Below are 22394 nucleotides of genomic sequence, written 5' to 3' on the forward strand. Positions count from 1 at the left end.
GGCACCTCAATTATAATGTGACGGATTCACCCGGCTGTATAATTTCTACCTTTCCATCTACTTTGCTTTTAAATACTTCAGGATCCTGTTTAATCAGATCAAACGTATCATAATGAATCGGCACTGTTATATCCGGTTTAATAAAATGGTTGATTGCATAGCTTGCATCGTCAATGCCCATCGTAAAATTATCACCGATTGGAATAAAGCAGAGATTAACAGGATGTCTGTCAGCAATCAGCTTCATATCGGAGAATAGACCTGTATCACCCGCGTGATAGATCACTTTTTCACCTAGAGTAAAGATAAGACCGCACGGCATCCCTAAATAAACAATGCTTCCGTCTTCTTCGGTATAGGAATTACTATGAAAGGCCTGAACAAATTTAACCTGACCAAAATCAAATGCCCGGTTTCCTCCGATGTTCATCGGATGTCCATTCTCCACACCTTTTGTCGCCAGATAATCGATGAGTTCCGGCAGGGCGATGACCAGCGCACCTGTACGTTTCGCAAGCGCAATCGTGTCACCTAAATGATCGCCGTGTCCGTGTGTCAGCACGATGAAATCAGCCTCTACTTCCTCAACGTTTAAATCTGATAAAGGATTTCCTGTAATAAAAGGATCTACAATCACTTTCTTATCGTTTGCCTCAAAAGAAATACAAGATTGTCCGTGAAAAGTCACTTCCATTTCTACTTCACTCCTCTTCATTATTTACTGTTATTATACCTCATTGCACTGTCTTTTGATATGATGGGACATATGAAGGAGTGTGGAACGAAATGAATAATGAAAAATTAAACGGACTAAGAGAACTTCTTGCTTCAGAAGAGCTGAACGGCATCTGGATTTCCAATCCTGAGAACATCAATTACCTGACAGGTTTCTTATCCAATCCGCATGAACGATTACTGTCATTGCTGATCACTGACAGCGAACTGACACTTTTTGTCCCTAAGATGGAAGTAGAATCAGCAAAAAAAGTATTTGATGGCAATATCATCGGTTATCTGGATACTGAAAATCCGTACTTAATCCAATCATTCAAACTCACAAGTCTCGGCATTGAAAGTGAACATCTGACTGTCGCACGATTAGCAGAATTACAGAGTCATTTTGCTGTTGAAGATACAGTCGCTATTGATCAGACAATCAAGGAGATGCGTAATATCAAGACTGATGACGAAGTCAGCATCTTAAAGCAGGCTGCTCAATATGCTGATCAGGCTGTACAGATCGGTGTTGAGCACTTAAAAGTCGGCATCACTGAACAGGAAGTTGTTAGAGTCATAGAAAATAACATGCTGCAGATTGATGACATCACGGCGATGAGTTTTGAGACGATGGTGCTTTTCGGTGACAATTCAGCCAATCCTCACGGTACGCCGGGCAGTAATACACTTAAAGAAGGTGACTATGTCCTCTTCGATTTAGGCGTTGTTTATAAAGGTTATTGTTCTGATATCACAAGAACCATTCCATTCGGCGCGCCGTCAGAACTGCATCAGCGCATTCATGCCATTGTCACTGAAGCCAACAAGCGTGCAATTGAAAAAGTTGCGCCTGGTGTCAAGATTGCAGATATTGATGCTGCAGCACGTGACTATATTAATGAACAGGGATACGGCGAACAATTCCCTCATCGTCTCGGCCATGGCCTCGGCATCAGTATTCATGAATTCCCTGACATTTCTTCTACAAATGAAGATGTCCTGCAAGAAGGCATGGTCTTCACGATTGAACCTGGTGTTTATGTGCCCGGCGAAGTCGGTGTACGAGTTGAAGATGATCTGCTCGTTACAGAAGACGGCTATGAATTACTGACTCACTACTCTAAATAAGCATAAAAAAAGACATGAACTTTGCGTTCATGTCTTTTGTTCTTTCTATAAGTCAGCAAGTAATTCGCTTGCGTCTTTGAATTCTAAACCTTGGTCTTCTGCAACTGCTTTGAAAGTGACGTGACCATTTAAAGTATTGATACCTTTGAATAATGCTTTATTTGATTTTACTGCTTCTACATAACCTTTGTTAGCGATCTGCAGTGCGTAAGGAATTGTTGCGTTGTTCAGTGCCATTGTAGAAGTACGAGGAACAGCGCCTGGCATGTTAGCTACTGCATAGTGAACGATATCATGTTTCACATAAGTTGGCTCATCATGAGTCGTGATACGATCAGTTGTTTCGAAGATACCACCTTGGTCGATTGCAATATCGATAACAACTGAACCAGGGTTCATAGATTGAATCATTTCTTCTGTTACAAGTTTAGGAGCTTTAGCACCTGGGATTAATACGGCACCGATAACAAGGTCACTGTTTTTAACGCTTTCAGCGATATTGAATGGTGTAGACATTAGAGTCTGTACTTTGCTGCCGAATAAGTCATCAAGCTGTGCTAAACGAGCAGGGTTTAAGTCAAGAATCGTTACGTCAGCACCAAGACCTACTGCCATTTTCGCTGCGTTTGTTCCTGCTTGACCACCACCGATGATAGTCACTTTACCTTTTTCAACGCCTGGTACACCAGCAAGTAAGATACCTTTACCGCCGCCTGTACGTTGCAAGAACTGAGCACCGATCTGAGTTGCCATACGTCCAGCTACTTCACTCATAGGAGATAACAGTGGTAATGAACCATTGTCTGCTTGAACGGTTTCATATGCGATACCTACTACTTTGTTGTCGATTAACGCTTTAGTCAGTTCTGGTTCTGGTGCAAGGTGAAGATATGTGAAGAGAATCAGATTTTCTCTGAAATACTGGTATTCAGAAGCAAGTGGTTCTTTAACTTTCATAACCATTTCTGCTTTCCATGCTTCTGCAGCAGATGAAACAATTTTACCGCCTGCTTCAGTGTAGTCAGCGTCTGTGAAGTAAGAACCTTCACCAGCAGTCGTTTCGATCAATACTTCGTGACCGAACTGAACAAGAGAATACACGCCAGCAGGTGTCAGAGCGACACGGTTTTCGTTGTTTTTAATTTCTTTAGGTACACCAATAATCATTGCTAATTCCTCCTAATAATTGTTTGCGGTTTCAGTTTAACACTTTAAAATGAAAACGCAAACATTTTTAATTAAAAAATATTTTTTTGTGCTATAATGAAGTCAGAAAAAGACTTTGGGAGGGATTTATATGTTATTCTACAAAAACATTTTAATTGCGGTTGATGGTTCAAGCGAAGCTGAATGGGCGTTCAACAAAGCAGTTGAAGTAGCAAAACGTAATGGTGCCAAACTTTCAATCGTCAATGTTATCGACACGAGAAGCTATGCTAGTGTTGAAGCATACGACCGTTCTATCTCTGAACGCGCTGCTCACTACAGCAATAAATTACTTGAAGGTTACAAAAATGTAGCTTTAGAACGTGGCGTTGAAAATGTAGAAATCTTCACAGAATATGGTTCACCAAAAACTATTATCCCTAAACGATTAGCGAACAAAATGAATGTTGACCTGATCATGTGTGGTTCAACTGGACTTAATGCCGTTGAACGTTTTATTATTGGTTCAGTGTCAGAAGCGATTGTTCGTCACTCTGAATGTGATGTGCTTGTCGTTCGTACAGAAACATTACCAGAAAACTTCGAACCAGAAGTCGCGACAGAACAGTTTAAACAAGATAATCAATAAAAAAATAAGACTCTAGTCCAGGACTAGAGTCTTTTTATTATGCTTCGATTTATTACGCTTCGATTTTACCGAATTCCATAGTATCACGTGCGATCATCGCTTCTTCTTCTGTAGGGATGATCATGATTTTTACTTTAGAATCTTCTGTGTTGATGAATGCTTCTTTACCACGAAGTCCATTGTTTAATGCTGGATCGTATTCCACACCCATGAATTTGAAGTTATCAAGTACTTTAGCACGGATTAAGTCAGAGTTCTCACCTACACCTGCAGTGAAGACGATAGCATCTAAACCTTGAAGTACCGCTGCGTATGAACCGATGTATTTCTGAATACGGTCAACGTAGATATCAAGCGCTAACTGAGCACGTTCTTTACCTAATTCTGCTGCTTCTTCAACGTCACGTAAGTCACTTGAGATACCAGAGATACCTAAAATACCTGATTGTTTGTTGAAGACGTTCATGATAAGATCTTCTGCTGTTTTACCTGTTTTCTCCATTACGAACGGAATAACTGCTGCATCGATATCACCTGTACGTGTTCCCATTGTCACACCTGCAAGTGGTGTAAAGCCCATTGATGTATCAACTGATTTACCACCATCTACTGCAGTGATTGAAGCACCGTTACCGATATGGCAAGTGATAATTTTCAGTTCTTCTGCTGGACGTTCCATTAATTCAGCTGCACGTTGAGATACATATTTGTGGCTTGTACCGTGTGCGCCATATTTACGTACACCGTAGTCTGTATAGTATTCGTAAGGTGTGCTGTAAAGGAATGCAGATTCAGGCATTGTTGAATGGAATGATGTATCGAATACAGCAACGTGTGGGATATTAGGAAGCATTTTACGAAATGCACGAATACCCATTAAGTTTGGACCGTTATGAAGAGGAGCAAGCTCGATTAATTCTTCAATCTGCTTCTCTACTTCGTCAGTAACAAGTGCTGAAGTCGGGAATAAGTCCCCACCTTGAACAACACGGTGACCTGTACCATCTAAGTCGTTGATATCGTTGATGATGCCGTGTTTTTTCATTTCTTCAAGCATCATGTTAACCGCTTGTTCATGGTCTTTAATATCTAAAGTCTGAGTGATTTTCTCACCGTTGACAGAGATTGTGAAAATAGAATCTTTCATGCCGATACGTTCTACTAAGCCTTTAGTCAGAACTTTTTCTTCTGGCATTTCGAATAATTGGAATTTTAATGAAGAACTACCGGCGTTGATCGCCATAATTTTTTTCATAAGGATCCTCCTCGTTATTTATATACATATGCTATTTAACCATTATTACAGCAATTAATCAATGAATATAACAGTTATTTATTTTTTCTGTTAATTTCAAACCACTCATTGAATTCATCAAGGAATTTTTTCATCGCCTGACTGTCTTTGAAGTCGGGGATATTTGCTAGCAACACTTCAACTGGCAAACTATTTTCCAGTGGTTTCTTCTGCAGTACGAGGATGGATTTCTGTGCAGATTCTGTCTTAAACAAGCTTTTTGGCAAATTTAAAAAGGCCTGCATATAGGTCTCTGTAGCAATAAATTGCTGGAGCTGTTCTACTCGGTCATATTCAAATAACTGACTTGGAACGATAAGCATCGCAAATCCACCAGGTTTAAGTCCCTGCACACTTTGTTCAATCATTAAGTGATGAGAGAAGCTATGACCTTCTTTAAAACCGAGCTTCATTTCGTGGCTACGTTCGTCAACAGGATAATAGCCGACCGGCAGATCTCCGACCACGACGTCGACTTCGTCTACCTGCAGCGGCATCATTGCGTCCTGAGGATAGATATCAAAGGGAACTTCCAGGAAATTCGCAAGGTGAACACTGACCCGCGCAAGCACCGGGTCTACTTCTACAAGCGCATGCTGAAATGATTTATCAGGGTTCTGTTCATTGATGGTTGCAGATAGATGACCTGTTCCGCTCGCTATATCAAGGATGGTAATATCAGTGACGTCTTCAGTGAACATTTTCACCATATAGCTGACAAAATAGCCGATACTATCAGGCGTAATCTGATGATTCGGTTGAATCATCTCTTCTTTCAGCATACTTAAATAAGCAAACTGAAAGGCTTTACGGCGGTCACTGAGCGTGCTTTGCTCCAGCATCTCCCGCTGATTCATATAAATATCTTCCATCGCGAGCCCCAGGTTCTCGATAAAACTATGACCGTTGTCCTGCTGTAATTCTTTTGTTTTAGCGTCTAACGTATTAAATAGAGTTTCAATCATTGATTCCATGTTATTTCCTTTCAAATAAAAACTGCCCATAAAAGGGCAGTTCAAGTTATTAAATTGATTTAAGTGCTTCTACTGCTTTATCGTAGTCAGGGTGATCTGTTCCTTCTGGTACGATTTCTGTATAAACCACTTTATTATCAGCATCCAGTACAAATACTGAACGTGCGAGCAATCTCAATTCTTCCATCACGACACCGTAGCTTGTGCCAAATGACAGGTCTTTATGGTCGCTAAGTGTCACAACATTTTCAAGTCCATTACCTGCACACCATTTAGCTTGTGCAAACGGCAGGTCACATGAAATAGTGATAACCACTGCATTATCAATACCTGACGCATTTTCATTGAATGTACGCGTCTGCGTGCTGCATACACCTGTATCGATTGATGGTACCACGCTGATTAATTTCTTTTTACCTTCAAAATCAGCAAGCGTACGAACGCTTAAATCATTTGCAAGTACTGAAAAATCCGGTGCTACAGTACCTTCTTTAACCTGCTCACCGATTAATGTCATCGGTGTTCCTTTAAATGTCACTTGAGTCATTGATAATTCCTCCTTATGAATAAGTTCATCTTTAATTTATCATGAATTAAAGTTAAAGCGTACTATTTTGTTTCATGAAAGGAGCCATCAGACGGTCGCGTAAACGCTCCTGTCTTTCGTAAATCACGACGGTATCACTGAGCATGTCGTGAATACCTTGCTTGTTTGGGTTGAACAAGACGACGAGATAGAGCAGATAACCTGGGAATCCGCTGATATAACGTCCAAACCATTCACGTGTGACAACCTGCAGAAAGTTCAGCGGTTTGTCATTGGCCGAAATGACTTTCAGACCCATCAGTATCTTACCAAGTGTCGCACGGAAGAACCAGGTCATCAGAATAAAGTACAAGAAGAAAATCATGGACGACGCAATGTTCTCAATACTGAAAATAGGTGCCCATACATAGCTGCTGAGATCCCAGTCAAATAGTTTCGCCAGTGGATTTAAAATGATGGCTTTCAGACTTCCGACAACGATGCCATCGATAAGAAACGCAACCAGTCGCACACCAAACCCTGCATGCGTGCTATTGATGATATCACGTTCATAACCTTCTACCATTGAAGAGGGGTACACAATTCTTTCACTCATATCTGCACCTACTCTCCGTAAAGGTACATAGGTGTTGTACCTTGACGTTTAGACATCAGTTCTTTGATCGCTGATAAATCATCATTACCCATCATCTTCTGAACAAATGAGTTCGCAGCAAATGGATTACTGCCCCAGAATGAATCAGCTGGCGCAAATTCAATGACTTCTGCATCATTTGCTTTAATTTCTTTTTTCAGGGCGCTTAAAGCGTCTTCTTCAAGTCCAAGCTCGTCAACTAAGCCATTCTTTTGCGCCTGAAGTCCTGAATAAACACGGCCATCTGCAAGCTTGCGTACTTCAGCCTGTGACATTCCACGTCCGTCAGAAATGACTCTGACAAATTCGCCATAACTTTCATCAACTAACGACTGAAGAATTTTACGTTCTTCAGCATCCATTTCTTTTGTCGGGCTCATGATATCTTTATGAGCACCACTTTTGATCGTGTTGAATTTGACGCCATACTTATCAGCAAGTTCTTTATAGTTCATCGACTGCATGATAACACCGAGCGACCCAGTCAGTGTCTCACGAGAAGCGAAGATTTTGTCGGCAGGAGCTGAAATATAGTAACCGCCTGATGCTGCTATATTTTTCATCGTGACATAGATTTTCTTGCCGGACTTTTTCAGTTCTTCTATTTTATTATGAATTTCAGCACTCTCGTAAACACCGCCCCCTGGAGAATTGACAACCATCAGGACGCCTTTGATTGACTCATCTTCTTTGATCTGCTCAAGTTCTTTCATCATCGTCTCATGATTATATCCTTCTTCAGCAAAAAGACTTGGACTACCTGTATCCTGAATAACACCATCTACTTCAATTCTAGCAATTCGATGACCAAGATCGTCTCCTTCAAGAGAACTTTCTGCCAGTTCACCTGTATCAAGCTGTCCTTCAAACTCCTGAGTGAAGCTATCCATGAAGTTCGTTGTAAATAACGACGAAGCCGTTGCTAAAATCAGTAATGCGGCAGCAATTAATAATGCAATAATTCTTTTACTCATCTTATCTCCCTTTCCAACATTTAGTATCTCCTTATAATATAACAGAAACCACCCTAAAATTTACAGCACTTATCAAAAGTGCATTGAAATATAGTCATAGGCATTTTTTCCGATCAATAAAAGAGTCACGATGATGAAAAGCATTTTGACGTATGAGACACCTTTTCTCAATGCGAACTGACTGCCTGCGTAACTCCCTGCAATCATTGAAGCACCCATCACAAAACCCACCATGTAATCCACTTTGCCTACCACCATGAATAGTAAGAGCGCACCGATATTAGAAGCAAAGTTCAGAAACTTGGCATTGCCGGCAGCACGCAGAAAATCGAAACCAACAAATAATAAAGCAAATAAAAGAAAGCTGCCTGTGCCGCCACCGATGAATCCGTCATAATAACCAATCAGCACTAGAATCGAACAGAACAGCAGCATTCTTAACGGAGAGAACTTCTTGTAAGTCGTTTCATTTCCCCAGTCTTTTTTGACAAGTGTGTAGACAAGAACGATTGACAACATCACGATAATAATCGGTTTCAACAGTGCGGGTGGCAGGACCGTGGCGGTCAACGCACCTAATATAGAAGCAATAAAAGACAGCGGAAAGAGCTTCCCGACTATATTGAAGTCTACTTTACCGGACTTGATGAAAGAAATCGTCGACGTTAAAGAACCGAAAGAACTGGCTAGTTTATTTGTTCCTAAAGCCACTGCAGGTGGCATACCTGTCGCGAGCAGTGCAGGCGTTGATATCAGTCCTCCTCCCCCTACGACTGCATCAATAAAAGCTGCTAAAAAACCAAATATAATAATCATGATCAGCATCTGTATATCCATTTTTTATCCCCCTTGTTAAAAAAGCGCTATTCATTCGAATAGCGCTTATCCATTATAAGAAGTCGCTGAAGTTTTCTTCTGGACGTTCTTTCGTAATAGTGAGTACTTCTATATGGTCTATTGCGGCGTTTAAAAGCGGTTCAAAATCAAAGCGACTTTCAAACTTCTCCATTTTTTCGAGCTTCGGATTCGTCTTTGGATTTTTAGGCGTGAAAATCGTACAGCAATCTTCAAACGGTTTAATAGAAGTTTCAAACGTACCGATGTCTTTCGCTTTTATAATAATCTCATCTTTATCAAGGGTGAGAAGCGGTCGTAGGATAGGCATGTTCGTCACTGCATTGATGGCGTGCATACTGCCGAGCGTCTGGCTCGCGACTTGCCCAAGATTTTCCCCGTTGACAATTGCCTGCGCATTAATGTTTCCTGCTACGCGGTCAGCAATTTTGAGCATCATACGACGTGTAGATGTCATCGTCATATTCTCCGGCACCACTTTATGGATCGTTTTCTGAATTTCAGTGAATGGTACGAGATGAAGTTTAATTTCTCCAGCCGTCTCAGCCATAATACGTGTCAGATCGATGACTTTCTGTTTCGCTTCTTCGCTTGTGAATGGAGGTGAATGGAAATGAATCGCTTCAATGGTCACGCCCCGCTTCATCACTTCAATACCGGCAACAGGCGAGTCGATGCCGCCTGACAGCATGAGTAATGTTTTGCCGCCTGTGCCTACAGGAAGACCGCCTGCTCCTTTTTCGATACGTGAGTACAGATATGCACCATCCTGTCTGATTTCAACCGTCACTTTATAATCCGGCTGTCTGACGTTGACAGTCAGGTGTTCGATATCTTTTAAGATGGCACCGCCGATTACCTGCTGCAGTTCAAAAGTCTCCATTGGGTAGTTCTTATCATAACGCTTCACATCTACTTTGAACGTCCGGCCTTCCTGGTCAACATCCTTTGCGACTAAAACAGCAGCTGCCTTGATTGTTTCCAGTTCTTTATCGACTCGCATGACCGGGCTGACCGAATGGATACCAAATACTTTCGATACACGGCGGATCACTTCTTCAACATCGATATGCTCGTCTAAATGAATGTACATCCGGTCACGGTTCGCATGCACCTGGTACCCTGTTAACGGAATCAATGCATGTTTGACGTTCCCTTTTAATTGGTTGACGAATGTATGGCGGTTCCCGCTTTTAAGCGTGAGTTCACCGTATCTTACTAATAACTGATCATATCTCATTTCTTCAGTAACTCCTCTACTTCTTCATATATTTCTCTGAACACTTCATTGAAGGTATGCACTTCTTCAGCTGTGTTATTTTTCGATAACGATATTCTGATGCTGCCTGTGATGGCTTCATCTGATACGTGTAGTGCAGTCAGCGACTCATTCAGTTTAGCACGTTTTGATGAGCATGCACTTGTTGTTGATACCATGATGTCCCTTTTAGAAAAAGCATTGACGATGACTTCTCCTTTGACACCGACAAACGACAGGTTAACGATGTGCGGCGCACCATTTTGCTGTGAGTTCAGCTGGATACCTGGAAATTGTTTAACGTACCGTTCTATCTCTTCTTTCATCTGATAGAGACGGGCACGCTGCATCTCATAGTCATCAAGTGTCAGACGTATCGCTCTGCTCATCGCTACTGCGGAAGCCACATTGACCGTACCGCTTCTGAAGCCATACTCCTGGCCACCACCGAACAATGTATGTGCGATAGTCTTCAGCTGACTAAATACAAGAATCCCCTGACCTTTCAGTCCGTTGAATTTATGTCCGCTGAGACTGAAGCTATGAACACCTTCCAGCTGCAGCGGCACTTTACCAAATGACTGCACACAGTCAACATGGAAATGAATCTTCGGATAGTTGTGAATCAATGACGCTACTTCTGCGACCGGCAGAATAGCGCCCATGACATTGTTGACATGCATCATGGCAACCAGTATCACATCACTTGTCAGCAAACCTTCCAGATGCTCCAGATCAAGCGTCTCGTCTTCTTTAAATCGCATGTACTTCACAATGAATCCTTCTTCTTCAAGTGCACGGACAGTCTCAAGCACAGATGGATGTTCAAGTTTAGTTGTAATAATCGTACGACCAAACTGTTTTTTTGCACGTGCCATCCCTGTCAGTAGAAGGTTATTGGATTCAGTCGCCCCGCTCGTAAAAATAATCGACTGCTGATCAAGCTTGAGCAATTTTCTGATCTGCTCTCTGGCAGAATCCAGTAATTTCTCTGTCTCGAGTCCTTTAACATGAGGACTTGCGGGATTGAAATAATAATCTTCATTCACCTTATTAAAGGTAGAAAGTACTTCCTTATCCGGTTTTGTTGTTGCGCTATTATCAAAATAGATCATTCGTATTCTTCTCTCCTCTCACAAAAAAGAAAAAAGACTTAGAAGAAAGTCTTTTTTCTGCGTTAGTTCATCTCGTTCATTCTTTTTTCAATCTGTACAGGTGCACCGGGACTGACGCGTTCAATCGCAGTTTCAGCAATCTCTACTGCGCGTTTATATCGATTGTTGCTGAATAATCGCTCTGCTTCAATTAAATCTTTATTGAGGTCAGCATGGTCCTTACGATAACGGTTACCATACTGGATAAGAGCTTCAGCATACGACGCCTGCTGGAGCATTGTCAAGACTTCCTGCTCAAAGGTATTCATCATAGACAACACTTTCTGCACTTTATCTCGTACATGCTCGACATGCATTGGACGTTTGTTGAATAATGCATGCGCCTCGCGCGTTTCAATATCGATCTCATTTTTCATAATGATAAAACGTTCAGGGATACTAGATAAGTTAGAGGCCATCAGTTTGCGGAAGACGTCTTCTTTTCGGCTCTGAATCTTAAGCGTATGTGACTGAGCCTCCCGCTCATATTCACGCAGCGCTGTCAGATGCTGCTGCAATTTCTCCTGCTCAGTATTGATTGTCCCTACATGGTCTTTGATATAAGTCAGGTTGTCTTCAACTTCTGAGTAGCGGACAGCTGATTTTGCCATCTCGCTTAAAATCTCATCATAAACAGCAATCAGACTTTGAATTTCATTATCATATTGACGTACTTTCTGAATATCTTCTTCATCGATATAATAATTATCTCGAACATATTCTATTTCAGTACGCAGTGTATAGTTCATATCTTTTGCGTAGAAAAGTTCATCAGTGATCAGCTCTTTGGATTTCTCCACATTATTCTTTGCCATCACTTCGATTTCAACTAATTCCAGCATCTCATCTAAAGTGCCGTTAATATCAGCAATAATTTCTTCTGCCTCGTCAAGCTGCAGTCTCGCGATCAGTGGTTCAACTAAGTTTAACTTTCCTTTTAAAGTCTGAAGGTTACTGTCCACTTTAACATGGTCCAGGTTATACCCTTCTACTTTAAGGTCGCGACAGCCGTATCGGATTTCCTGAAACTGTCCCGGCAGTTCTTTTTGAACATCACGGATCAAGAGAGGAATCTCTTCCATATCTGATTTCAGACGCGTCATCTGATCATGAACTTCTGTAATTTTGAAGTGCGCTGATTCATAGTTCCCTTCACTCGTCAGCTGTTCATACTCAGTCAGAGCCGGTAAGAAGCGTTCGATATTCTCTTCAAGCGGTCGCGCAGCTTCACCGTACTGATGTCGATTGGCCAGTACATCACGTTTCGCCTCGCGATAAATAGTCCGGCATTCTTCATATTTAATACGGTCTTCTTTGGCACGACTCACATAATCATCAATCTCTGCAGACAGCGTCTGATACTTCTGTTCAATGCTGTCAAGTGTCTGATGACTTTCATCAATTCGTTCGCTGCTCTCTTTAAATCTAAAACGATCCAATGCCTCATCCGCTTCGTTAATATGCAGTTCACTTTCATCGAGGTCATTTTTCAGCACATTCTGCCAGCTGTACTTCCAGTCCTCAAACTTCATTTTCGCTTCGCCTTTAAGCTGGAGATCTTTCACTTTAACAAGCTCATTCTGAAAAGGCAGCGCCTTGATTTCCTCTTTACGTAGTTCAACTTTTTCAACAGCCGTACGTTTCTGGTTTCTTAAATAAAACAGGACGCCGACTCCAATTAATATCAGTACGATCAGTAACACAATCATGTAAATTATCAACGTTCTTCCCTCCAACTTGTTCTTTAACATTATAACGTAAAAAAGTGTTGCAAAAAACTATTTTATTGTGAAAATATAAGTCGATGTATAAAATGAAGTTCAGACAAATATTTTCATTCTATTAACATGAGGTGGTCCTATGTTTCAACCAGGTCAAATCAAAGATTATCAAGCGCTGAATACAGCACTTGATCATTTACTTACAGGTGAATCAGATGTCATCAGTCATCTGGCCAATGCATCAAGTTTACTCAATTACTTTCTCGACGATGTGAACTGGGTGGGCTTCTACACGATGAAGAATGGTCAGCTTCAACTGGGACCTTTCCAAGGCTTACCTGCCTGCGTAACGATACCAGTCGGTCGCGGTGTATGCGGGACAGCTGTCAGTGACAACCGCACAATGCGAATTGCAGATGTTCATGTATTCCCGGGTCATATCGCCTGTGATGCGAACTCCAAGTCAGAAATCGTGATACCCATAACAGTGAACGATGAAGTTTATGGCGTACTGGATATCGATGCACCGATCACTGACCGTTTTACTGAAGAAGATCAGACAGGGCTTGAAGCTTTCGTCCGTGTACTTGAAAAGCATCTGGCCCAGGCAAATTAAATTATCATATTGACATGCATGGCAGAACAAACTATAATAGACAAATGTGAATAAACGAGAGTAGCAGATAAATATTAAGACGCTCTATGGTGTCCCCTTAGTTGGCGTGCTGTGTAACCAAAGCTAACAGGCGAAGGCACGGAAAGATACTATATCGCTTTAAGCATTTATCATATTTTTGTTTTTCGCGAAAAAAACAAAAGAGGAGGAGTCAATCCATGGCTCGATTTACAGGTTCAACTTGGAAAAAATCTCGTCGTTTAGGTATTTCTTTAAGCGGCACAGGTAAAGAATTAGAAAGACGCCCTTACGCACCAGGACAACACGGTCCTAACCAACGTAAAAAAATGTCTGAATACGGTCTTCAGTTACAAGAGAAACAAAAATTACGTTACATGTACGGTATTAACGAACGTCAATTCCGCACAATCTTCGACCGCGCAAGTAAAATGAAAGGTATTCACGGTGCTAACTTCATGGCACTTTTAGCATCTCGTTTAGATGCAGTGGTATACCAATTAGGTTTAGCTCGTACTCGTCGTCAAGCACGTCAGTTAGTTAACCACGGTCACATCTTAGTTGACGGCCAACGTGTAGATATCCCTTCTTACACATTAAAAGCAGGTCAAGTCATCTCAGTTCGTGAAAAATCTCAAAAATTAGATATCATCGCTGAATCAGTTGAATTATCTAACCACGTACCAGAATACTTAACATTCGATGCTGACAAATTAGAAGGTACATTCGTTCGTACACCAGAACGTTCAGAATTATCTGCTGAAATCAATGAACAGTTAATCGTTGAGTACTACTCACGTTAATATCCATTCAGTCTTAAGCGCTTGCTTAAGGCTGTTTTTTTATGGTTTTATAAGGTAAAGGAGTGATTTGATGAAACACCATTTTGAAGGTACTGCTCATTTTACCGGCGGCTATGACTCACACGGCACACTTGAAACCCAAAACATGAAAACAGACATCTCTATCCCCGCTTCCATGGGGGGCATTGAAATCGGCACTAATCCTGATGAGATGCTGCTCGGCGCTGCGACGACCTGCTTTATTATTTCTCTATCTGTACTCTTTGAACGCAACCGTATTCCTCTGACTGATTTAAAAGTGGAGTCCAGGGCAACAGTCGATCAGTCGAAAGGCATCCTGACTTACGAATCAATTGATTATATAGTGACGATCCAGACAGATGCGCCTGACAGTAAGCAAAGTCTGCTCCGACGCTTCGTGCGTAAAGCAGAAGAAAGCTGCATGATCACCCGCGCGTTGAAAGGGAATGTCAATGTGAATATCTCTGAAATTCATATCAATCCATAATAAGGACAAGATACTTCTTTTAAATAGGAAGTATCTTTTTAAATTAGAGTGCGAAATAGTCTGAAAAATGGTATGATACATAAGTATCCGCTTTCAGAGGACATCCGCTGAGCCTTGTTGTCATCGTGCTTCTGCTAGTTATTCTTCCATTGACTTTGATACATAAAAGCAATACTATTTATAAATACTAAAGAAATGAGGGATTCGTTTTGGAAACAATCAAAAAACGGAGAAGAGGCATCAGTCTCCCTACCCAGATTATTATCGCGCTAGTCCTCGGGGTCGTAGTAGGTTTTCTCCTTTATGGTCAAGATGACTTAAAGAACTATATTCAACCATTTGGGGATGTTTTCCTTCACTTAATTAAGATGATCGTTGTCCCTATCGTCTTCTGTTCACTTGCTATTTCTATCGCAGGTGCCGGAGATATGAAAACTGTCGGACGTTATGGCTGGAAAACGCTTCTTTACTTCGAAGTCATTACGACATTCGCTATCGCGCTCGGCATTATTTTTGCCAACATCTTCAAGCCGGGTTCAGGTATCGACCCGACTAAACTGCCTAAAGGCGATGTATCAAAATATACAACAAATGCAGAAGCTGCTGCACAGTCTACATATGGTAACCATATGATTGATACCATCGTAGGTATCATCCCGACCAACATCATCGACGCAATGGCTCAAGGCCAGTTACTGCCTGTCATCTTCTTCTCAGTGTTCTTCGGACTTGGGATTGCAGCTGTAGGTAAGCGTGCAGAACCTGTTAAGTTACTTTTAGAAGGCGTACTTGATGTCATCTTCTGGATGACGAATCAGATTATGAAATACGCGCCGATTGGTGTATTTGCCTTTATGGCTGTTACAGTGATGACGTTCGGTATCGATGCTTTAATTCCATTACTGAAGTTAGCCCTTGTCGTTATGGGTTCAATGATTTTCTTCATTATCGTTGTACTTGGTGCTGTTGCGGCTATCTGTAAGATTAATATCTTCCATTTACTTCGCATCTTAAAAGATGAGCTGCTTCTTGCATTCTCTACTTCAAGTTCAGAAACAGTACTGCCAAGTATTATGGATAAGATGGAAAAGTTCGGTGCGCCAAAAGAAATCGTGTCATTCGTTGTACCGACAGGCTACACATTCAACCTGGATGGCTCAGCTCTTTATCAGTCTATCGCGGCGTTATTCATCGCTCAGATGTATGGTGTCCATTTATCACTAACTGAACAACTGATTCTTTTACTGACACTGATGCTGACTTCTAAAGGGATGGCTGCTGTACCGGGTACTTCTATCGTTGTATTAATCACTACGTTATCAGCGATGGGTCTTCATCCGGAAGGTTTAGCCCTTATTATCGGTATTGACCGTATCCTTGATATGTCCCGTACTGTCGTCAATGTTGTAGGGAACTCTTTATCTACACTTGTTATCGCAAAATGGGAAAACCGTCTGGATTACGAAAAAGGACGCAAGTATTACGAGACTTATGTAAAATAATATATGACAAAAAAATAAAAGTTAACATATAGTCTATATTTTATTATCCGAATGCTTTATACTAAATATACTAACTTAGTTAAGGGTGATAAATTTGAAACACCTTTCCAATCTTTTTAGCGGTAAGTTAACAGCCTATCAGATAGCTACAGCGACTGATGTCGATATTCATATTATAGAAGAATTGATGGAGAATGCGAATGCTGCGGATGAGCTTGATGATTCTTCATTCAATAAGCTCGTTCAACTGGAGAACGAACTGTTTACTCCATCCGTTAATAAAAATGAGACAAGTGCTTAATAGCACTTGTCTTTTTTTATCTCTAATATAAAAATTATATCTAAAAGTGGACGTCAAATAGGTTTAATGTCATCTTTTACGGGCTATAGTTAAATACCATCATAATTCGAAAAGGAGGTTATTCTGATGCCTGCCATACTTTTAAAAGCATCATTACCTACTTTGCTGAATCAGAGCATACAGTTTCAGCTTTTAAGAGATGAGTCTGAGAAAGAGACATTCATCGACCATTATAGAAAACAATCCAAAGAAACTGCTAAACAAACAAATCGCCCGCATGTCTGTACGCTGCAATTTATTTATCCAGATGAATACACTGAAACCATAGTCATGAAAGCAGAATAAAACGACGATTGTTGATACAATCGTCGTTTTATTTTTTTTCGAGCTCCGCACTCATATTCTTCATAGCGACATCAACTGCCTGCGTGATTTCAGCTATTGCTTCATTTTTAGGGAGCTGATAATCTGTCGGCTGAATCGCTTCTCCGAACTGAATATAAGCTTTCTCTTTTTCGAACAATAAATCCTTGAATGTCAGCGGCCCTTTATAGACAGCCGGCACAATCGGTTTCTTGCTCATCACTGCAATGGTAGCCGCGCCTTTTTTGATCGGTGCACCTTCTGTACGGGAGCCTGAAGGAAACATTCCCACTGTCTGATTGTTACGCAGCAGTTTAACAGGAATCTTCAGTGTAGAAGGACCCGGGTTCTCACGATTGACTGGAAACGCACCGACACTTGTAAAAAGCCAGTTCAGAAAACGGTTTTTGAACAATTCCTTCTTCGCCATATAATGGATTTCAAGCGGATACACCGCCATGGCAAGCACGATGATTTCAACCATGCTTCTATGCGTACAAGTCAGGATATAAGCTGGGTCTTTCGGTAAATACTTTTTATCGATAACTTTTAGTTTTCTTCTGAAAATAACGATAACGAAGTAAAGAACAGTCGCAATCAATTTATACATTGATATCTCCCTTTTTCATGAAATTTTCATTATTATCTGTTATTAATATATAATAACATAAACAAGGAGGCTACTATGAACACAGAAGAAGAACATGTTGAATATATTGAAGAACGTCCCGCTGCAAGACAGCAGCCTAAATTTCTCCCCCTCTTACTGGCAGGTGTCCTAGGGTCCGCTTTAACACTCGGGGCAGATTATGTCATCGAGCAGAACACTCAGCCGGACACGCAGAACTCTGTGCCACAGATCGTTGATAATGCGACTGTTCAGAATAAGGAGAATGCGACATTACCGGATATGCTCGAGAAAGTTTCACCTGCTATTGTCGGAGTCGTCAATCTCCAGAAGACCAATGGCATCTTTCCTGACGCCAGCAGCACAGAAGAAGAATCAGGTACAGGTTCAGGCGTCATTTATCAGGCTGATGACCAGGCCGCTTATATTGTGACCAATAATCATGTTGTCGAAGGCGCTTCAGACATCAAAGTGCAGCTCGCTTCAGGCAATAAAGTGGATGCAGAGCTTCTTGGGACAGATGCGCTGACTGATATCGCAGTCCTCAAAATAAAAGGTGATTTTAATATTAAACCTATCGCCTTCGCTGATTCAAACAAAATTCGGACAGGTGATGCTGTCTATGCAATCGGTAATCCACTAGGACTGGATTTATCAAACAGTGTGACAAGGGGTATTATTAGTGCGAAAGAACGTACAATGACTGTCTCTACTTCCGCAGGTACTTCTACAGTAAAGGCCATACAGACTGATGCAGCTATCAACCCGGGTAATTCCGGCGGTGCACTCATCAATACAGCAGGTCAGCTCATCGGCATCAACTCGATGAAGATTGCAGCGGCTGAAGTAGAAGGCATCGGTTTTGCCATTCCATCCAATGACGCTCGTACTGTCATCTCAGAAATTATCAAGAACGGCAAAGTGATTCGTCCTTATATGGGCGTCGCCCTCGTCTCATCGGATTCGATCCCTGAACAATATAGAAATGAAATGACTGCCAATAAAGAAGGCGTTGTTGTCATTCAGACGGATGAATATGCAGGCAAGACGCTTCAAAAAGGTGATATTATCACAGCAGTCGACGACAAAAAGGTCACTTCTGACAGCGAGCTGAAAAGCTATCTCTATCAGAACAAAAAAGCTGGAGATTCACTTAAATTCACGATTTATCGTAATAACAAAGAGATGGAAGTTTCTCTTATTCTCCGCGATGATGAAAACGTCCGTTAGTACATGAACACTCTGTTAACCAGAGTGTTTTTTTTTATAAATATAGAGTCGTTTCGTTCATCAATTGTTAACAATTATCTCTTTGACTATGTGAAGATTTTCACTTATGATTAGGTCATCAATCATTTGTGAATTCGTTTACAAAATCTTATCTTTTTTGCTTAAAATGTGATATTATCAATTGGGCAGTATTAAGCATTTTATTTAATACTTATAAACTGACTTAGTATAATAAATAACATATAAACAACTAACTATTGGGGGTTATAATTATGGCAAGAACGGCAGACTATAGAAGCGCGTTTGATGTAATAGGACCAATCATGGTAGGTCCATCTAGTTCACATACAGCAGGCGCAGTAAGAATCGGCTCTGCAGCACGTACTGTACTGGGTGTTGAACCTGAAAAAATTCATATCTCTTACTATGAATCGTTTGCAGAAACTCATTTAGGTCATGGTACTGATTTAGCGATCATCGCAGGTCTTCTCGACTTTGAACCAGAAGATCCACGCGTTAAAACATCAATTGATATTGCAAAAGAAAAAGGAATTGAGATTGAATTTGTTGAAGAAACGGGTACTAGTATTGGAGACCATCCAAATACAGCGCTTGTTAAGCTTGATGCAGGCGGTAAACACGTTGAAGTATTAGGCAATTCAATCGGTGGCGGTACAATTAAGCTACGTAGTATTCATATTAACGGTGCATGTGTTGTCATGAATCACACATTACCTATGCTTGTCCTTTATGGTAACAGCCCGATGTCTGAATTTAATGACTGTATCGCTAAAATGTATGATTTAGGCGTAAAAATCAACGAAGAAATTAAATCTAGTCTGAATGATTACCATATTATCGCGATTCAATTGTATAAACCAATCAAAGAAGAAGCATTCGAAGAGATTAAGAATGCTTATCCAAATATCGATTTTTCAAATATTATCTAATTTTATGAGGGGGACTCATCTATGTTTAAATCTATAAAAGAAGTCGTAGATCATGCGACTGAGACGAATCAGTCATTAGCTGAGATTATGATCCAGATGGAGATGGAAACATCTGATATGACGCGTGAAGAAGTTCGCGCTAAAATGCTTAAAAATCTGCAAGTAATGAAAGATGCCGTTAAACGCGGCTCTACTGGTGAAGGTGTTAAATCTGTAACAGGTCTGACAGGACAGGATGCTATCAAGATGCAGAAGTATCGTGATAATAACCAGTCTTTATCAGGTGATGCTGTCGCTCTTGCGATTCAAGGGGCTATTGCAACAAATGAAGTCAATGCTGCGATGGGTCTTATCTGTGCGACACCAACTGCCGGTTCTTCAGGCACTATTCCAGGCGTTTTAACATCTCTTGAAGATAAATTCAATCTGACAGATGATCAGCAAGTTGATTTCTTATTCACTTCTGCCCTCTGTGGTCTTGTTATTGCTAACAATGCTAGTGTATCAGGCGCTATGGGTGGCTGTCAGGCTGAGGTCGGTAGTGCTTCTGCAATCGCTGCAGCAGCAGCCGTTGCAACTTTCGGTGGTACACCGCAGCAATCAGCGCATGCGATTGCCTTTGCTTTAGGTAACCTGCTCGGTCTTGTATGTGACCCCGTTGCTGGTTTAGTTGAAATTCCATGTGTAATGCGTAATACAGTCGGTTCAGGTAACGCTCTGATTTCTGCTGACTTAGCGCTTGCAGGTATCGAATGTAAGATTCCAGCTGATGAAGTCATCGAAGCGATGGATAAAGTTGGTCGTAACTTACCTCGTGAACTTCGTGAAACAGGTCTTGGAGGTATCGCCGGTACTCCGACAGGTGAAGCGATTAAAGCTAAAATCTTCGGCTCACAACACGCATTCAGTTAAATATAAAAAAAGTGCTGAACCCATAGGTTCAGCACTTTTTTTATGGCTAGAAACTGCGATCTGCGCCGCCTCCACCGAAGCCGCCGCCGCCAAATCCTCCACCATCAAAGCCGCCTCCACCGAAACTGCCGCCAGATGAGAAGCCACCGCCTCCGAAGCCGCCGCCTGTCGGGAAGAAGATAATAGGACCGACGCCTCTTCTACGTCCACCTCCACGTCCTCCACGACCACCGCCGCCAAAGAACATAGAGAAAATCAGATATAAGAAGAAAAGTGTTAAAAGAATATCAAATATACTGAATGAACCACCGCTTTCAGAATCACTGACTGGTTCTTCACGAGTAAACTTGCTGCCATCATAGCCATAAGAATCTGCTACTTCCTTCCAGACTGCTTTATAAAGCTTAGTCACACCAGAAGCATAGAGTTCTTTAGCCTGTGGGTCCTGCCCTTTCGGATCAATCGCAACTGCCTTTTGGATATCAGGCAATGCATATTGATCAATCAGCGCCCCGACCTTTGCATCATTGAGTACGCCTTCAAGGCCATAGCCCACTTGCACATTTAATCCTCGATTTCTGAATTCATTACCATTATCAAGATTGAGTAAGATGACAATGCCGTTATCTTTTTCTTTTTGACCGACACCGTATTCACGGCCTGCACGTAGCGCATAGTCCCCTTTAGGTTCCTGACCGATAGTCGGCATGGTCATCAGTAGAATTTCAGCTGTCGTTCCTTGTTCCAGTCGATTACCCAGCTCATTGAGTTCATCCACCTGTGTCTGGTTCAGAATACCGATATGATCCTGAGTGTAGACAGGTTCTTCAAGCGTTGGTAGAGGTTCAGCTGCATTCACCTCATAGAATGGACCAAGTAAGACAAAAATCGCGATTAAAAACGCGATTTTTTTTGTCATTATTTTTCATCTCCATTGTTGAAATCAACTTTAGGAGCATCTTTTGCAGCACTATCTGCTTTGAAGTATTCTTTTTCATGTTTACCGACAATACCTGCAAACAGGTTCATCGGGAAGCTTTTCACGACTTTATTATACTCTGTTACCTTATCATTGTAATCACGACGAGCCACTGCGATTCTGTTCTCTGTGCCTGCCAGTTCATCACGTAAGCCTGTGAACTGAGCATCTGCTTTCAGTTCAGGATAGTTTTCACTGATAGCGATTAATCGACCTAAAGCTGAAGTCATCTCAGCATTCGCTTCTGCTTTTTGTGCAGCTGTACCATCAGCTGTTGCTCCTGCTAATTTAGAACGTGCATCTGCTACTGATTTGAAGACATCAGATTCATGTTTCGCATAACCTTTAACAGTTTCGACTAAGTTAGGAATTAAATCAAGACGACGTTGAAGCTGTGTATCGATATTGGATTCTTCTTTATTCACATCCTGCTCGAGAGAGACTAATCTGTTGTAAGGTCCCATTACCATAGTACCTAGAATAGCAAGGACTGCAATAATCGCAATAATCGGAATCAATAATTTTCTCATGTC

25 protein-coding genes are annotated in these 22394 nt (G+C 41.3%); 11 read left to right on the top strand and 14 right to left on the bottom strand.

Annotation, left to right across the window (positions count from 1 at the left end; translation table 11 throughout):
• Positions 1–10: 10 nt before the first annotated feature.
• A complete protein-coding gene (locus ERX27_RS02040) occupies positions 11–694 on the bottom strand; it encodes a metal-dependent hydrolase (RefSeq protein ID WP_133431171.1) in 684 nt (227 codons plus the stop codon).
• 92 nt (positions 695–786) lie between these two features.
• Here ERX27_RS02040 and ERX27_RS02045 point away from each other — a divergent pair, with 92 nt between their 5' ends.
• Positions 787–1845 (top strand): M24 family metallopeptidase, encoded by a 1059-nt coding sequence (locus ERX27_RS02045; protein ID WP_133431172.1) that lies wholly within the window; start codon positions 787–789, stop codon positions 1843–1845.
• A gap of 45 nt (positions 1846–1890) precedes the next feature.
• Here ERX27_RS02045 and ald read toward each other — a convergent pair whose 3' ends face one another.
• Positions 1891–3012, bottom strand: coding sequence for an alanine dehydrogenase (gene ald / locus ERX27_RS02050; RefSeq protein WP_133431173.1), 1122 nt, complete (start codon positions 3010–3012; stop codon positions 1891–1893).
• A 130-nt stretch (positions 3013–3142) separates the two neighbouring features.
• Between ald and ERX27_RS02055 the strand changes: the two genes are divergently transcribed.
• Positions 3143–3640, top strand: a complete 498-nt coding sequence (locus ERX27_RS02055; RefSeq protein WP_133431174.1) for a universal stress protein — start codon at positions 3143–3145, stop codon at positions 3638–3640.
• A 52-nt stretch (positions 3641–3692) separates the two neighbouring features.
• Here ERX27_RS02055 and ERX27_RS02060 read toward each other — a convergent pair whose 3' ends face one another.
• From ERX27_RS02060 to ERX27_RS02100, 9 genes are all read right to left on the bottom strand, one after another.
• Entirely contained in the window at positions 3693–4895 is a 1203-nt protein-coding gene (locus ERX27_RS02060) for an acetate kinase (protein WP_133431175.1), read from the bottom strand.
• Positions 4896–4969: 74 nt separating this feature from the next.
• Positions 4970–5908: a class I SAM-dependent methyltransferase gene (locus ERX27_RS02065; protein ID WP_165983050.1), complete on the bottom strand. Its 939-nt coding sequence runs from the start codon at positions 5906–5908 to the stop codon at positions 4970–4972.
• Between the two features lie 49 nt (positions 5909–5957).
• On the bottom strand, positions 5958–6455 hold the full coding sequence (tpx, locus tag ERX27_RS02070) for a thiol peroxidase (protein WP_133431177.1): 498 nt from the start codon (positions 6453–6455) through the stop codon (positions 5958–5960).
• A 52-nt stretch (positions 6456–6507) separates the two neighbouring features.
• Positions 6508–7050 carry an RDD family protein gene (locus tag ERX27_RS02075; protein ID WP_133431178.1) on the bottom strand — a complete coding sequence of 181 codons (543 nt, stop codon included), beginning with the start codon at positions 7048–7050 and terminating at the stop codon, positions 6508–6510.
• A gap of 8 nt (positions 7051–7058) precedes the next feature.
• Positions 7059–8063: a signal peptide peptidase SppA gene (sppA, locus tag ERX27_RS02080; RefSeq protein WP_133431179.1), complete on the bottom strand. Its 1005-nt coding sequence runs from the start codon at positions 8061–8063 to the stop codon at positions 7059–7061.
• A 72-nt stretch (positions 8064–8135) separates the two neighbouring features.
• A complete protein-coding gene (locus ERX27_RS02085) occupies positions 8136–8900 on the bottom strand; it encodes a TSUP family transporter (protein ID WP_133431180.1) in 765 nt (254 codons plus the stop codon).
• 52 nt (positions 8901–8952) lie between these two features.
• Positions 8953–10158, bottom strand: a complete 1206-nt coding sequence (thiI, locus tag ERX27_RS02090) for a tRNA uracil 4-sulfurtransferase ThiI (RefSeq protein WP_133431181.1) — start codon at positions 10156–10158, stop codon at positions 8953–8955.
• The gene (locus ERX27_RS02095) at positions 10155–11291 is read right to left on the bottom strand and encodes a cysteine desulfurase family protein (protein WP_133431182.1); all 1137 of its coding nucleotides are present in this window, start codon (positions 11289–11291) and stop codon (positions 10155–10157) included. Before ERX27_RS02095 ends, thiI begins: the two co-directional genes overlap by 4 nt.
• Before the next feature lie 62 nt (positions 11292–11353).
• On the bottom strand, positions 11354–13051 hold the full coding sequence (locus tag ERX27_RS02100; RefSeq protein WP_133431183.1) for a septation ring formation regulator EzrA: 1698 nt from the start codon (positions 13049–13051) through the stop codon (positions 11354–11356).
• Positions 13052–13190: 139 nt separating this feature from the next.
• On the opposite strand from ERX27_RS02100, the gene ERX27_RS02105 reads away from it, so the two are divergent.
• The 6 genes from ERX27_RS02105 (at position 13191) to ERX27_RS02130 (ending at position 17144) form a co-directional block, all read left to right on the top strand.
• A complete protein-coding gene (locus tag ERX27_RS02105) occupies positions 13191–13667 on the top strand; it encodes a GAF domain-containing protein (protein ID WP_133431184.1) in 477 nt (158 codons plus the stop codon).
• A gap of 218 nt (positions 13668–13885) precedes the next feature.
• On the top strand, positions 13886–14488 hold the full coding sequence (gene rpsD / locus ERX27_RS02110) for a 30S ribosomal protein S4 (protein ID WP_133431185.1): 603 nt from the start codon (positions 13886–13888) through the stop codon (positions 14486–14488).
• 70 nt (positions 14489–14558) lie between these two features.
• Complete coding sequence (locus ERX27_RS02115; RefSeq protein ID WP_133431186.1) at positions 14559–14996, top strand: OsmC family protein; 438 nt, start codon at positions 14559–14561, stop codon at positions 14994–14996.
• A 218-nt stretch (positions 14997–15214) separates the two neighbouring features.
• Positions 15215–16498, top strand: a complete 1284-nt coding sequence (locus tag ERX27_RS02120; RefSeq protein ID WP_133431291.1) for a cation:dicarboxylate symporter family transporter — start codon at positions 15215–15217, stop codon at positions 16496–16498.
• 94 nt (positions 16499–16592) lie between these two features.
• Complete coding sequence (locus tag ERX27_RS02125; protein WP_133431187.1) at positions 16593–16799, top strand: hypothetical protein; 207 nt, start codon at positions 16593–16595, stop codon at positions 16797–16799.
• 126 nt (positions 16800–16925) lie between these two features.
• On the top strand, positions 16926–17144 hold the full coding sequence (locus ERX27_RS02130) for a hypothetical protein (RefSeq protein WP_133431188.1): 219 nt from the start codon (positions 16926–16928) through the stop codon (positions 17142–17144).
• Positions 17145–17172: 28 nt separating this feature from the next.
• Here ERX27_RS02130 and ERX27_RS02135 read toward each other — a convergent pair whose 3' ends face one another.
• Positions 17173–17772: a lysophospholipid acyltransferase family protein gene (locus ERX27_RS02135; RefSeq protein ID WP_133431189.1), complete on the bottom strand. Its 600-nt coding sequence runs from the start codon at positions 17770–17772 to the stop codon at positions 17173–17175.
• Positions 17773–17847: 75 nt separating this feature from the next.
• Between ERX27_RS02135 and ERX27_RS02140 the strand changes: the two genes are divergently transcribed.
• From ERX27_RS02140 to sdaAA, 3 genes are all read left to right on the top strand, one after another.
• A complete protein-coding gene (locus ERX27_RS02140; RefSeq protein ID WP_133431190.1) occupies positions 17848–19020 on the top strand; it encodes a S1C family serine protease in 1173 nt (390 codons plus the stop codon).
• 272 nt (positions 19021–19292) lie between these two features.
• Positions 19293–19970, top strand: coding sequence for an L-serine ammonia-lyase, iron-sulfur-dependent subunit beta (gene sdaAB / locus ERX27_RS02145; protein ID WP_133431191.1), 678 nt, complete (start codon positions 19293–19295; stop codon positions 19968–19970).
• A gap of 21 nt (positions 19971–19991) precedes the next feature.
• On the top strand, positions 19992–20882 hold the full coding sequence (gene sdaAA, locus ERX27_RS02150; protein ID WP_133431192.1) for an L-serine ammonia-lyase, iron-sulfur-dependent, subunit alpha: 891 nt from the start codon (positions 19992–19994) through the stop codon (positions 20880–20882).
• Positions 20883–20928: 46 nt separating this feature from the next.
• Here the strand turns inward: sdaAA and ERX27_RS11575 are convergent, their stop codons facing one another.
• Together ERX27_RS11575 and ERX27_RS02160 are read right to left on the bottom strand one after the other, a co-directional pair.
• Entirely contained in the window at positions 20929–21801 is an 873-nt protein-coding gene (locus ERX27_RS11575) for a TPM domain-containing protein (protein WP_133431193.1), read from the bottom strand.
• Positions 21801–22391 (bottom strand): LemA family protein, encoded by a 591-nt coding sequence (locus ERX27_RS02160; RefSeq protein ID WP_133431194.1) that lies wholly within the window; start codon positions 22389–22391, stop codon positions 21801–21803. The genes ERX27_RS11575 and ERX27_RS02160 overlap by 1 nt, the downstream gene beginning before the upstream one ends.
• Positions 22392–22394 lie beyond the last annotated feature (3 nt).

Origin of the sequence: Macrococcus brunensis (genome assembly GCF_004359615.1) — a bacterium.
GTDB lineage: Bacteria > Bacillota > Bacilli > Staphylococcales > Staphylococcaceae > Macrococcus > Macrococcus brunensis.

Excerpts from the sequence above, each read along its gene's own strand:
- ERX27_RS02040 (WP_133431171.1), bottom strand. The coding sequence starts at position 694 with ATGGAAGTGACTTTTCACGGACAATCTTGTATTTCTTTTGAGGCAAAC.
- ERX27_RS02045 (WP_133431172.1), top strand. The coding sequence starts at position 787 with ATGAATAATGAAAAATTAAACGGACTAAGAGAACTTCTTGCTTCAGAA.
- ald (WP_133431173.1), bottom strand. The coding sequence starts at position 3,012 with ATGATTATTGGTGTACCTAAAGAAATTAAAAACAACGAAAACCGTGTC.
- ERX27_RS02055 (WP_133431174.1), top strand. The coding sequence starts at position 3,143 with ATGTTATTCTACAAAAACATTTTAATTGCGGTTGATGGTTCAAGCGAA.
- ERX27_RS02060 (WP_133431175.1), bottom strand. The coding sequence starts at position 4,895 with ATGAAAAAAATTATGGCGATCAACGCCGGTAGTTCTTCATTAAAATTC.
- ERX27_RS02065 (WP_165983050.1), bottom strand. The coding sequence starts at position 5,908 with ATGGAATCAATGATTGAAACTCTATTTAATACGTTAGACGCTAAAACA.
- tpx (WP_133431177.1), bottom strand. The coding sequence starts at position 6,455 with ATGACTCAAGTGACATTTAAAGGAACACCGATGACATTAATCGGTGAG.
- ERX27_RS02075 (WP_133431178.1), bottom strand. The coding sequence starts at position 7,050 with ATGAGTGAAAGAATTGTGTACCCCTCTTCAATGGTAGAAGGTTATGAA.
- sppA (WP_133431179.1), bottom strand. The coding sequence starts at position 8,063 with ATGAGTAAAAGAATTATTGCATTATTAATTGCTGCCGCATTACTGATT.
- ERX27_RS02085 (WP_133431180.1), bottom strand. The coding sequence starts at position 8,900 with ATGGATATACAGATGCTGATCATGATTATTATATTTGGTTTTTTAGCA.
- thiI (WP_133431181.1), bottom strand. The coding sequence starts at position 10,158 with ATGAGATATGATCAGTTATTAGTAAGATACGGTGAACTCACGCTTAAA.
- ERX27_RS02095 (WP_133431182.1), bottom strand. The coding sequence starts at position 11,291 with ATGATCTATTTTGATAATAGCGCAACAACAAAACCGGATAAGGAAGTA.
- ERX27_RS02105 (WP_133431184.1), top strand. The coding sequence starts at position 13,191 with ATGTTTCAACCAGGTCAAATCAAAGATTATCAAGCGCTGAATACAGCA.
- rpsD (WP_133431185.1), top strand. The coding sequence starts at position 13,886 with ATGGCTCGATTTACAGGTTCAACTTGGAAAAAATCTCGTCGTTTAGGT.
- ERX27_RS02115 (WP_133431186.1), top strand. The coding sequence starts at position 14,559 with ATGAAACACCATTTTGAAGGTACTGCTCATTTTACCGGCGGCTATGAC.
- ERX27_RS02130 (WP_133431188.1), top strand. The coding sequence starts at position 16,926 with ATGCCTGCCATACTTTTAAAAGCATCATTACCTACTTTGCTGAATCAG.
- ERX27_RS02135 (WP_133431189.1), bottom strand. The coding sequence starts at position 17,772 with ATGTATAAATTGATTGCGACTGTTCTTTACTTCGTTATCGTTATTTTC.
- ERX27_RS02140 (WP_133431190.1), top strand. The coding sequence starts at position 17,848 with ATGAACACAGAAGAAGAACATGTTGAATATATTGAAGAACGTCCCGCT.
- sdaAB (WP_133431191.1), top strand. The coding sequence starts at position 19,293 with ATGGCAAGAACGGCAGACTATAGAAGCGCGTTTGATGTAATAGGACCA.
- sdaAA (WP_133431192.1), top strand. The coding sequence starts at position 19,992 with ATGTTTAAATCTATAAAAGAAGTCGTAGATCATGCGACTGAGACGAAT.
- ERX27_RS11575 (WP_133431193.1), bottom strand. The coding sequence starts at position 21,801 with ATGACAAAAAAAATCGCGTTTTTAATCGCGATTTTTGTCTTACTTGGT.
- ERX27_RS02160 (WP_133431194.1), bottom strand. The coding sequence starts at position 22,391 with ATGAGAAAATTATTGATTCCGATTATTGCGATTATTGCAGTCCTTGCT.